This is a genomic window from Lentzea albidocapillata (genome assembly GCF_000719115.1).
GTDB classification, from domain to species: domain Bacteria; phylum Actinomycetota; class Actinomycetes; order Mycobacteriales; family Pseudonocardiaceae; genus Lentzea; species Lentzea albidocapillata.
In genome coordinates this window covers 339,357-350,286 of record NZ_JOEA01000003.1, presented here as the reverse complement: position 1 = coordinate 350,286, position 10,930 = coordinate 339,357, and the positions used below count along the sequence as shown (strand labels likewise).

At 70.0% G+C, this 10,930-nt stretch carries 10 protein-coding genes; 3 read left to right on the top strand and 7 right to left on the bottom strand.

Annotated features, from left to right (window positions below):
* Positions 1-50: 50 nt before the first annotated feature.
* Positions 51-1,013: a Rieske (2Fe-2S) protein gene (locus tag IG04_RS0105330; RefSeq protein ID WP_030475393.1), complete on the bottom strand. Its 963-nt coding sequence runs from the start codon at positions 1,011-1,013 to the stop codon at positions 51-53.
* A 4-nt stretch (positions 1,014-1,017) separates the two neighbouring features.
* Positions 1,018-1,944: a phytoene/squalene synthase family protein gene (locus IG04_RS0105325; protein WP_030475392.1), complete on the bottom strand. Its 927-nt coding sequence runs from the start codon at positions 1,942-1,944 to the stop codon at positions 1,018-1,020.
* A gap of 143 nt (positions 1,945-2,087) precedes the next feature.
* Between IG04_RS0105325 and IG04_RS0105320 the strand changes: the two genes are divergently transcribed.
* Together IG04_RS0105320 and crtI are read left to right on the top strand one after the other, a co-directional pair.
* Positions 2,088-3,164, top strand: coding sequence for a polyprenyl synthetase family protein (locus tag IG04_RS0105320; protein ID WP_036013713.1), 1,077 nt, complete (start codon positions 2,088-2,090; stop codon positions 3,162-3,164).
* Between the two features lie 13 nt (positions 3,165-3,177).
* Entirely contained in the window at positions 3,178-4,638 is a 1,461-nt protein-coding gene (crtI, locus tag IG04_RS0105315; protein WP_173849973.1) for a phytoene desaturase family protein, read from the top strand.
* A 14-nt stretch (positions 4,639-4,652) separates the two neighbouring features.
* Here the strand turns inward: crtI and IG04_RS0105310 are convergent, their stop codons facing one another.
* Genes IG04_RS0105310 through IG04_RS0105295 form a run of 4 tightly spaced genes read right to left on the bottom strand, consistent with a single transcriptional unit; the run spans position 4,653 to position 9,103 of the window.
* Entirely contained in the window at positions 4,653-6,005 is a 1,353-nt protein-coding gene (locus IG04_RS0105310) for a GH1 family beta-glucosidase (protein ID WP_030475389.1), read from the bottom strand.
* Positions 6,006-6,024: 19 nt separating this feature from the next.
* Positions 6,025-6,912, bottom strand: a complete 888-nt coding sequence (locus IG04_RS0105305) for a carbohydrate ABC transporter permease (RefSeq protein ID WP_030475388.1) — start codon at positions 6,910-6,912, stop codon at positions 6,025-6,027.
* Between the two features lie 4 nt (positions 6,913-6,916).
* Positions 6,917-7,828 carry a carbohydrate ABC transporter permease gene (locus IG04_RS0105300; RefSeq protein WP_169745978.1) on the bottom strand — a complete coding sequence of 304 codons (912 nt, stop codon included), beginning with the start codon at positions 7,826-7,828 and terminating at the stop codon, positions 6,917-6,919.
* An 18-nt stretch (positions 7,829-7,846) separates the two neighbouring features.
* The gene (locus IG04_RS0105295; RefSeq protein ID WP_030475386.1) at positions 7,847-9,103 is read right to left on the bottom strand and encodes an ABC transporter substrate-binding protein; all 1,257 of its coding nucleotides are present in this window, start codon (positions 9,101-9,103) and stop codon (positions 7,847-7,849) included.
* Between the two features lie 204 nt (positions 9,104-9,307).
* Here IG04_RS0105295 and IG04_RS0105290 point away from each other — a divergent pair, with 204 nt between their 5' ends.
* Complete coding sequence (locus tag IG04_RS0105290; protein WP_084589978.1) at positions 9,308-10,513, top strand: LacI family DNA-binding transcriptional regulator; 1,206 nt, start codon at positions 9,308-9,310, stop codon at positions 10,511-10,513.
* On the opposite strand, the gene IG04_RS0105285 is transcribed toward IG04_RS0105290, so the two are convergent.
* The gene (locus tag IG04_RS0105285; protein WP_245815988.1) at positions 10,438-10,923 is read right to left on the bottom strand and encodes a MarR family winged helix-turn-helix transcriptional regulator; all 486 of its coding nucleotides are present in this window, start codon (positions 10,921-10,923) and stop codon (positions 10,438-10,440) included. The genes IG04_RS0105290 and IG04_RS0105285 overlap by 76 nt on opposite strands.
* Positions 10,924-10,930: the final 7 nt, after the last annotated feature.

Genomic DNA, 10,930 nt, shown 5'->3' with positions numbered 1-10,930 from the left:
ATGGGGACACCATCGTAAAATCGACTCAGAAACGACGCAACTCAGGGTGCTCAGTCGGGAAATCGGCCCTTCTGGCGTAGTTCGTACCGTCGTTCGGCGTAGGCGAGGTCGTCGCGCCACAGCCGTGCCGCGGCCCAGCGCATGACCGGCCGCAACGCCACCGCGACCGGCCTGGCCAGCGCGAACCCAGGGCGCTCCGAGTGCGCGATGGTCGCCTCCACCACCGCTGTGCGGCCATCGCGGATCGGGGTCGCGTGCGTCTCGACGACGCTGCCCTCACCCTCGCCCTCGACGATGTGCATCACGACGGTGCGCGGCTCCGGGCAGGTGAACGCGGCGATGACGGGGACACCGACGCGGCCGGCGAGCCGGAACGTCACCTCCACCAGGAAGCGGTCGTCCGACTCGGTCGGGGTCTCCAGGACGTGCAGGTTCGCGAACGAGTAGGGGTGGAACCACGCGCCGTGCCACGGGTCGAGGCGGTTCGCGACCACGTCCTCGGGATCGCAGCGGCCGATGAGCGTGGCCACCGCGTCGATCGATCCCGCGGGCGGCCGCTCCGGCAGCACCGGGGCGGACAGGGGTTCCTCGCCCCCTGCCTGGTCGAGGCGGACCCACACCAGCACGCCGTCGTCGTGCGCGGGGAACGGCGCCCAGGCGCCGAACCGCGTGCCGTCGAGCGCGAGGCCGTGCCAGCGGCAGATCAGCTTGCCCTCGGCCACGGCTCCGTCGCACAGCGGGGCGCCGAGGTGCGGACACGAGCCCGAACCGGCCATGAGCACGCCGTGGGGCCCGCGCCACAGCACGACCTCCTGATCCGCGATGGTGCGCCCACACGGTTTGCCCTTCACGACGTCGCGGCTCGCGCCGGCCACGAACCAGTTGCCGGACGGTCGCGCGGTCGCGCGCTTGAGCGCCGACTCGATCAGCGCGGGCTTGGCGTCCTGCCACGTCGGCCGCTGCTCGCGCCACGGCGGGCTGGAGTAGACCCGCAGCGGGATCCGGTCACGCATCCTCTCAGGCCGCACGGGCGAACACCGCCCTGGCCAGCGCGGGCAGGGCGACGGCGAGGCGCCTGCCGTTCGACACGACCACGCGGCGCGAGAGCACGTCGCAGTCCGCGTGTTCGACGAGGTCGAGGATCCGCCCGTACAACCGGTACGCGGTGAGCACGCACGGCCTGGAGCGCGGCGCGAGCATGCCGATGCCCGGCCGGGCCCGCTCGTAGACCTGCCGCGCCCTGCGCACCTGGTCCCGCAGCGCGGCCCGCACCTGCTGGTCGGCCCTGCCCTCCGCCCGTGCGCGCAGCAGTCGTTCCCGGTCGACGCCGAACGCCGCGAGCTCGTCGGCGGGCAGGTACACCCGGCCGCGGTCGAGGTCCTCGCCGATGTCGCGGATGAAGTTGGTGAGCTGGAACGCGACGCCGAGCGCGGCCGCCGCGGGCTCCGCCTCCTCGCGGGGCACGCTGGTGCCGAGCACCGGCAGCACCTGCAGGCCGATCACGGCGGCGGATCCGTGCACGTACTGTTCGAGATCGGCGAATGTGGGGTAGCCGGTGACGGTGAGATCCATTCGCATCGACTCCATGAAGTCCTGGAAATGCCGGACCGGGATGTCGTAGCGGTGCACGGTGTCGATCAGCGCCGCCAGCACCGGGTCGTCCGTCGCCCCGTCCCTCAGCGCGGTCTGGAGCCGTCCGTCGATCGCCAGCAGCGCGGCGGACTTCTCGTCCGGTCCACTGTGGAGGTCGTCGACGACGTCGTCCACCCAGCGGGCGAACCCGTACAGCGCGTGCACGGCGGGCCGTTGCTCCGCGCTGAGCAACCTGGTTGCCAGGTAATAGGTCCGGCCGTGCTGTGCGTTGAGCTCACGGCAGCGCCGGTACGCGTCGCGCAACGCCGGCGCGGTGACACCCGCGGCGTCCAGTTCGCGTTCAGCCGACATCAGCGGTCCTTTCGCGGAGGAGGTTCCTCCACGCTAAGTCCGCGAGTTGCCCTTCGCACAACGGCGCCGCTCATCATGCAGACCCCCTGCCGCGCTGCTTAGCTCGAAAAGCCGAACACCGACCCACTTCCGGGGGAACGCCGATGTCGCTGCTGACCAGCGTGGACGCTCGCACGTCGCAGGTGGACGACTTCCGCGTCCTGCTCGACGGCGCACTGCACGACTTCCTGCTCGCCAGGCAGGACCTCGCTCCCGAGCTCGCCGCCGAGCTGCGGGAGCTGATCCTCGCCGGTGGCAAGAGAATCAGGCCGACGTTCGCGTGGTGGGGATGGCGTGCGGGAGGCGGCTCGCCGCCGGTGGACGCCGTGGTGCGGGCGATGGTGGCGCTGGAACTGCTGCAATGTTGCGCGCTGGTGCACGACGACGTGATGGACCGCTCGGCGACCAGGCGGGGCAAGCCGTCGGTGCACGAGTCCTTCGCGGCGCGGCACCGGCGGGAACGGTGGGCCGCGAGCGCCCGCCAGTACGGCGACTCCGCGGCGATCCTGGTCGGCGACCTCGCGCTGGCGTGGGCGGACGACGCGCTGGTGACCGCCGGCCTGTCCGCCGAGGCACTGAGCCGCGCCTGGGGGCCGTGGCAGGCGATGCGGACTGAGATGATCATGGGACAGCACCTCGACCTCCTCGCCGTCGCGCGACGTGAGGAGTCGCTGGAGCACGCCGTCCGCGTGGCGGCGCTGAAGACCGCCGCCTACACCGTGGAACGGCCGCTGCACCTCGGCGCCGCCCTCGCCGGAGCCGACGACGACGTCGTGGACTGCCTGCGCTCGTACGGCCACGACATCGGCGTCGCCTTCCAGCTGAGAGACGACCTGATCGATGTCTTCGGTGACTCCTCTGCCACCGGGAAACCGGTGGGGGAGGATCTGAGGGAGGGCAAGCGGACGCCGTTGATGTCCATCGCCCTCTCTCGCGCGCAGGGCAAACCCGCCGCGCAGAGGCTGCTCCGGCGATGCCTGGAAAGTGGCACCGTCAGCGACCGGACCGTTGACGACGTGCGCGCACTGCTCGTCGAGCTCGGAGCCGTCGCCGCTGTGGAGAAGCTCATCGAGAGGCTGGCGGGAACGGGGATGGTGGCGCTGGACCGCGCGGCCGTACCCGACGATGTGCGGCACGAGCTGGTGCGCCTCGCCGGCCGTGCCGTGACGCGAACAACCTGAGGGGAACGCAGTGGTGCACGTGGTGAAAGGCCGCACGGACCGGGTGGTCGTGGTCGGGGCGGGACTCTCGGGGCTGTCGGCGGCGCTGCACCTGCGCGGCGCGGGGCACGAGGTGACGGTCCTCGAACGACACCCGCACCCCGGCGGGCTTGCGGGCCGGCTCGACGTCGGCGGCCACCGGATCGACACCGGCCCGACCGTGCTGACGATGCCGGAACTGCTGGACGACGCCTTCGCCGCGGTGGGTCACAAGCGCGAGGACCACCTGGAGCTGCTGCCGCTGCACCCCGCCTACCGCGCGACGTTCTCCGACGGCACGGCGCTGGACGTGCACACCGACGCGGACCGCATGGAGCAGGCGGTGCGCGACTTCGCGGGGGACCGGGAAGCGCAGGGATACCGCGACCTGCGGGCGTGGCTCACGAAGCTGTTCGAGGTGGAGCGCGACAGGTTCATCGGCGCGAGCTTCGACTCGCCGCTCGACCTCGTGGGTCCCGATCTGGTGAGGCTCGCCCGGCTCGGCGGCTTCGGCTCGCTGGCGAAGGCGGTCGGACGGTTTCTGCGCGACGACCGCCTCCGGCGCGTCTTCACCTTCCAGTCTCTCTACGCCGGCGTCGCACCGAAGGACGCTCTCGCCGCTTATGCCGTCATCGCCTACATGGACACCATTGCGGGTGTGTGGTTCCCGCGCGGCGGCATGCGCGCTGTGCCGCAGGCGTTGGCCGACGCGGCAGCCGACGCCGGGGTCCTGTTCCACTACGGCGCCGAGGTCGAGGAGCTCGAACGGACCGGTCACCGGGTGAACGCGGTGCGCACGGCCGACAGCCGGTTCCCGTGCGACGCCGTCGTCCTGGCCACCGGGCCCGCCCAGAGCACCCGGCTGCTGCGCGGCGAACCGCGCCGCGTCGTGCCCCTGCGCTGGTCACCGTCCGCCGTGGTCGTGCACCTCAGCTCCGGTCGCGTGGCCGACGACCTCGCCCACCACACGATCTCCTTCGGCGACAAGTGGAACGGCACCTTCGACGAGATCATCCGGCAGGGAAGGCTGATGAGCGATCCGTCGTTGCTGCTCACCACGCCCACCCTGACCGATCCCGCGCTGGCGCCGGAAGGCAGGCACCTGCAGTACCTGCTCGCGCCCTGCCCGAACCTCGACGCCGCCCCGCTGCGCTGGGACGCGCTGGCGCACCGCTACGCCGAGGAACTCGTCGACGAGATGGCGGCGCGCAAGCTCCTCGTCGACGCCGAACCGCTCGCGGTCGTGACGCCGGACGACTGGGCGCGCGACGGCCAGGCCGCCGGCACGCCCTTCTCCGCCGCCCACACGTTCGGCCAGACCGGTCCGTTCCGGCCGGGGAACCTGCCGTTCCGGGACGGCAACGTCGTACTGGCGGGCAGCGGCACCACACCGGGTGTCGGCATCCCTCCTGCGCTGATCTCGGGCAGGCTGGCGGCCGAGCGTCTCGGGCGGTGAGCAGCGGCCCGTGGTCAGCTGTCCTGCCGTGCCTCGGTGATGAAGTCGCGGTACCAGTGGAAGCTGGCCCGCGGTGTGCGTTCCAGCGTCTGGTAGTCGACGTGCACCAGGCCGAACCGGTGCTTGTACCCGTGCGCCCACTCGAAGTTGTCGAGCAGCGACCAGCAGAAGTAGCCACGCAGGTCCACGTCCGCCGCCTGCGCTGCCGCGATGTGGTCGCGCAGGTAGGAGATGCGTTCGGTGTCCTCGAAGCCTTCCACGTCGGGGTAGACGCAGCCGTTCTCGGTGACGTAGACGGGCGGCAGGGCGGGGTGCCGTGCCTGGAGGTCCGCCAGCGCGGTCGTCATGCCGGCCGGTTCGACGGGCCAGCCCATACCGGTGCGCGGGACGTCCGGCAGTTGCGTCGTGTCGACGCCGATGTCGTGCGCCGTGCGCTTGGCGGGATCGGGCTCGCGGTGCGGTGCGTCGGCGACGTGCAGCCGGTAGTAGTAGTTGAGGCCGACGTAGCCCAGCGGCTGCCCGATGATCTCCAGGTCGCCGTCCTGCCGGAACGAGAAGTCGCTGATGTCGCCGAACATCGACGTCAGCTCGTCCGGATAGGCGGAACCGAACAGCGGATCCGTGAACTGCCTGCGCAGCAGGACGTCCTGGCGGTTCGCGGCGGCGACATCGGCGGGCGAGTCCGTCACGGGCACGGCGGGGGACTGGTTGAGCACGATGCCGAACTCCTGCTCGGGCAACCCGTTCGCCCGCATCGACTGCACGGCGAGGCCGTGACCCAGCAGGAGATGGTGCACCGCCGCCAGCGCTCCATGACCTTCGCGCGCGCCGGGGGCGTGCCGGCCTTCGCCGTAGCCCACGATCGAGGAGCAGTACGGTTCGTTCAGCGTGGTCCACTTCCTGACCACGTCACCGAGTTCCGCGTGCACGATGGCGGCGTAGTCGGCGAACCTGTGGGCCGTGTCGCGGTTGCGCCAGCCGCCCTCGTCCTCCAGCGCCTGGGGCAGGTCCCAGTGGTACAGCGTCAGGAAGGGCTCGATCCCCTTGCCCAGCAACGCCTCGACGAGCCGCCGGTAGAAGTCGAGACCACGCTGCTCGACCTTGCCGTGCCCCTCGGGCAGGATCCGCGACCACGACACCGAGAACCGGTAGGCGTCGACGCCCAGGCCGGCGAGCAGCTGGATGTCCTCGGCCCAGCGGTGGTAGTGGTCCGCCGCCACGTCCCCGGTGTCGCCGGACGCGACGGCACCGGGCACCTGGGCGAAGGTGTCCCAGATGGACGGACCGCGGCCGTCGAGCCGCGCCGCTCCTTCGATCTGGAAGGCCGAGGTCGCCACGCCCCAGCGAAAACCGTCCGGAAAGCTCACAGCAGTCTCCAAAAGAAAGTCAGCCCTTGACGGCGCCGGACATGATGCCGCCGACGATCTGACGGCCGAACAACAGGAACACGGCCAGTACCGGCACCGTGCCGATCGTCGCGGCGGTCAGCACCAGTGTGTAGTCGGTGGTGTAGCCACTGGCCAAAGTGGACAGAGCGGTCTGCACGGTGGGGTTCTCCGGCGTGAGGACGACCAGGGGCCAGAAGAAGTCGTTCCACGCCTGCATGAACGTAAACAGGCCCAGCACGGCCGCAGCCGGACGGGCCGCGGGCAGCGCGACGTGCCAGAACAGCCGCAGCGAGTGGCAGCCGTCCATCCGGCCCGCCTCCAGCAGTTCGTCCGGGATCGCCCGCTCGAAGTACTGGCGCATGAAGAACACGCCGAACGCGGTCACGAGCCCCGGCACGATCACCGCGTGGATCTCACCCGCCCAGCCGAACTCGGCCATCATCATGTAGAGCGGGATGATGCCGAGCTCGGTCGGGATCGCCTGTGTGCCGATGATGAGCAGCAGCAACACGTTGCGGCCGCGGAACTTCAGCTTGGCGAACGCGAAGCCCGCCAGCGTCGAGAACAGCACCACCGAGATGGTCACGGTGCCCGACACGACGATCGAGTTCACCATCGCCAGCGCGAAGTCGGTGGTGTCGAAGACGCGGGCGATGTTCGCGAAGAGGTGTCCGCCCGGCACCAGGACGGGCGGCACGCTGTCGATCGCGTCCGGTGTCTGCGAGGACACCACGAACGACCAGTACACCGGGAAGGCCGAGCCGGCCAGCACGGCGATCAGGGCGGCGTAGGTCCACGGCCCGCCGACGCGCCGGGCCAGCCTGCGCGCCCTCGTCGCGGGACCGGCAGGCCGCACCGGCGCGGGGCGTTCCAGCACAGCGGTCATGGGGTCACTCCGTCCGGATCCGTTTGGTCGCCAGGTAGCCGAGACCGGCGACGATGACGGTGGCGATGGCCAGCACGACCGCGATCGACGAGCTGTAGCCGAAGTCGTACTTCGTGAAGCCCTGCTCGTAGAGGTACAGCGCGGCGGTCTGGAACTGCCGGTCGGAGCCACCCGTCGCGGCCGCGGCGCCGGGGTTGAACAGCAGCGGCTCGGCGAGCAGCCGCATGTTGCCGGTGGTCGCGATGATCGTCGTGAAGATGATCTGGGGCCGCAGCAACGGGACCGTGATGCGCCAGAACTGCTGACGGCCGTTCGCACCGTCCAGGGTGGCCGCCTCGTACAGCGTCGACGGGATCGCCTGCATGGAGGCCAGGAAGATCAGCGCGTGGTAGCCGGTCCAGCGCCACACCACCATCACGGCGATGGCGACGTGCGAGCTGGCAGTGCCCGCCTGCCAGTCGATCTGTCCCGCGCCGAACAGCTCCAGCACCCAGTTGACCAGGCCGAAGTCCCGGCCGAACAGCTGCGCGAAGATGATCGTGACCGCCGCCACCGAGGTGATGTTCGGCAGGATCACGCCCATCCGGAACAGCGTGCGGGTGCGGACCTTGCGGTTGAGCAGCTGCGCGATGAACAGCGCGAAGAGGATCTGCGGAACCGTGGTGAGCAGCCACAGGCTGAGCGTGTTGCCCATGGCGTTCCAGAAGTACGGGTCCGCCATCAGCTTGGCGTAGTTGGCGAACCACACGAAGGTCGCCGCTTCGGACTCCAGCAGGTTGCGGTCCTGCAGCGAGACCCAGATCGTGTAGAGGAGGGGGAACAGCCCGAAGACACCGAAGATCAGGAAGTACGGCGCCACGTACCCGTACGGCGCGAACTTCGTGTCCCACCGGTGCCTTCTGGCCGTCTTGTCCATCAAGACCATGTCAGCGCATCACTTCTGGACGTCGCCGACGAACTGGCGCCACGAGTCCTCGCCGTTCTGCTTGCCCTGCTCGACGCGCTGCATCGCGTTGCCGATCGCGGTCTGGATGTCGCCCGCCTTCGGACCCTGGTACTGCGGGTTCAGCTTCTTCGCCGCGTCGGTGAACAGCTTGCCGATGGGGGCGTCGTTGAAGTACGGGTTCTTGTAGTCGACGATCGACGGGTCCTCGTACAGCTTCGGGATCGACGGCAGCAGCCCGGCGCTCTTGAACACCTTGGCCTGCTGCTCGGGCGCGGTCAGCCACGCCGCCAGCTCCACGGCCTTGTCGATGTTCTTGCCCGACTTGGGAACGGTGAGGTACGAGCCGCCCCAGTTGCCGCCACCGCCCGGCACGGACGTGACGTCCCACTTGCCGGCGGCCTCCGGACCGGCCTGGTCCTTGATCTTGGCCATCTGCCAGGCGGGGCAGGTCACGGTCGCGAACTGGCCCTGCTTGAAGCCGGTGTTCCAGACGGGCGTGGAGTAGAGCAGCTTCGAGGACAGGCCGGACTGCACGCCGTCGACGACGAGGTCCCAGCCCGCCTTGATCTCCTTGTTCTCGCCGACGACGATCTTGTCGGACTTGTCGTAGTAGCCGACGGACGCCTGGCCGACGATGGCGTTGAGCACGGTCGGACCGCCGTCGAACCACTTCACGCCCTCGGGCGCCTTCTCCTGGAACTTCTTGCCGGCGGCCATGAACTCCTGCCAGGTCGGCCACAGCGCGGCGACCTGGTCGCGGTCGGCCGGCAGCCCGGCGTTCTGCAGCAGGTCGCGGCGGTAGCAGATGGCCAGGCCGCCGATGTCGGTGCCGTAGCCGATCTGCTTGCCGTCCTTGCTGAGCGAGCCCTCCCACTTCCACGGGAGCCAGCGGTCCTTCAGCTGGTCGCCGCCCTTGGTGTTGAGGTCGACGAACTTGTCCGGCGTGGCCTTGAACTGGTTGACGTAGCCGGTGTCGACCGCCTCGATGTCGGCGGCGCCGCTGCTGGTGGCGAGGTGGGCGGCGAGGTTCTTGTGGTGGTCGGAGTACGACGCGGTGCGGTCCGAGATCTCGACGTCCGGGTGCGCGGCGGCGTACTCCTTGAGCAGCTCGGCGTACCCGAAGTTGCCGAACAGCCCGATGGTCAGCTTGGTCTTGCCGCCGGACGCGGTGTCACTGCCGCAACCGCTGAGCACCACGGCGGTCGCCAGTGCCGCGCAGCCGAGTACGAGTGCTTTGGGGCGCATTTTCCTGGCCTCCGTTGGTTTTTGGGCGCGCTCAACCAGAGAAGTGGTTCTCCGGGAAGATTTGTGTGGCGCCTATGACAGCGGTGTTACACGCCTCCAGTCAAGTAACGAAACGATAAACAGATCAACTCGCGCGGGCGTTTGACTAGGAGAAGTGCTGCTCCTAGGGTCTATGTAACCGCTTACGGTGAAACGGGAGGTCCGATGGCGACCGGGCGAGAGATCGCCCAGCTCTGCGGCGTGTCCGTGGCGACGGTGTCGCGCGTCTTCAACCAGCCGGAAACGGTGAACGAGGACACGCGGGAACGTGTGCTGCGCGTCGCGAAAGAGCTGGACTACCGGCCCAACGAGTCCGCGCGGGCGTTGTCGACGAAGCAGTCGACGATGATCGGACTGGTCTGGGACACCGACCACCGCAGGCCCGGCTGGCGGCACCCGTACCTGCAGGACCTGTTGATAGGCCTCAAGTCCGCCCTGAGCGCGCACGGCTACCACCTGCTGATGCTCGCGACCAGCGGCGACGCCCGTGAGGTGGGCGCATCGCTCGCCGACCCGGTCGGCTACGTGAACATGACCCGCCGCCACCACCTCGGCGGGCTCGTCCTGATCGACAGCGGCTCCGACGCCGAGGCGTTCGAAGCCTTCGCCCAGTCCGGAGTTCCGTGCGTCGCGCTGGACGTGGCCGTCGACGGACCCCGGGCCACCTACGTCACGTCGGACAACTCCGGCGGCGCCCGAGCGGCCGTCGCCCACCTCGTCGGCCTGGGCCACTCGCGGATCGCCACGATCACCGGCCCGCCCGGCAACCAGCCGTCCGACGCCCGGCTTTCCGGCTACCGCGCGGCACTGAGGGACGCGGGTGCCGAACCGCGCGCCGGCTACGTCGTCGCCGGCGACTTCTACCGGGCGAGCGGAACCGCTGCCATGCAACGACTTCTGGCACTGGACGAGCCGCCCACCGCGGTGTTCGCGGCCAGCGACGAGATGGCGGTCGGCGCGTTGCTCGCCGCCCGTGCCGCCGGGTTGCGGGTGCCGCGGGACCTGGCGCTGGTCGGGTTCGACGACATCGAGATCGCCTCGGTGGTCGATCCGGCGCTGACGACGGTGGCCCAGGACAAGCCGGGGTTCGGGGTGGCGCCTCATACCGGGCGTATTCGGGCGTTGCGGCGGTGCCGCCTCCGGGGCCCTCGGCCGCGACTATCGCGGACGAGACTTACGGGACACGCCCTAGCGGCGGTGATGTACGCGGGTGCGGTTTCGTGCTCATCTGCGGTACGAAGGAGCCCTGAGCGCGACGAGAGCCGGGTGGCGCACTCGCGGCCTGACGGACGGCACTACCCGAGGCGCTGGTCCTCTGTGGACGTTGCCGCCGCGATGAGCGCGATCAGCTGCTGCCGGAAGTGTTCGTAGTCCTCCACGGCACCGAGCAGCGTGTCGGACTCGCGTTCCTCGCGGCGGACGGCGGCGAGGGCGCGGCGGCCCGCCGGAGTGATCTTCACCGACGTCCGGCGGCGGTCCTTGGTGTCCTGGCTGCGCACGACGTGGGCGCCTCGGTCGAGGTGTTCGATCGTGCGGCTCATGGTCTGGTCGGTGACGCGGCAGAGCAGGGCCAGTTCGCGTTGCGAGCGCGGGCCGTCGGCCAGGTGGTGCAGGGTGATCATGCCGGCGTGGGTGAGGCCGCGGGTCGCCAGGAAGTCCTCGAAGCGCTTCTCGACGACGCGTGCCGCCACGGACAGGAGCCTGCCGGTGGGCCAGGTGGCGACGTCCGCGCCCACCTGGTCCGGGCGGTCGGCCACCGCCAGCTCGTCTCCCTCGGCCACGGCCCCA

Coding starts and splice junctions, on each gene's coding strand:
- IG04_RS0105300 (WP_169745978.1), bottom strand. CDS start 7,828: ATGGACAAGACGGCCAGAAGGCACCGGTGGGACACGAAGTTCGCGCCG.
- IG04_RS0105330 (WP_030475393.1), bottom strand. CDS start 1,013: ATGCGTGACCGGATCCCGCTGCGGGTCTACTCCAGCCCGCCGTGGCGC.
- IG04_RS0105325 (WP_030475392.1), bottom strand. CDS start 1,944: ATGTCGGCTGAACGCGAACTGGACGCCGCGGGTGTCACCGCGCCGGCG.
- IG04_RS0105305 (WP_030475388.1), bottom strand. CDS start 6,912: ATGACCGCTGTGCTGGAACGCCCCGCGCCGGTGCGGCCTGCCGGTCCC.
- IG04_RS0105320 (WP_036013713.1), top strand. CDS start 2,088: ATGTCGCTGCTGACCAGCGTGGACGCTCGCACGTCGCAGGTGGACGAC.
- IG04_RS0105290 (WP_084589978.1), top strand. CDS start 9,308: ATGGCGACCGGGCGAGAGATCGCCCAGCTCTGCGGCGTGTCCGTGGCG.
- IG04_RS0105295 (WP_030475386.1), bottom strand. CDS start 9,103: ATGCGCCCCAAAGCACTCGTACTCGGCTGCGCGGCACTGGCGACCGCC.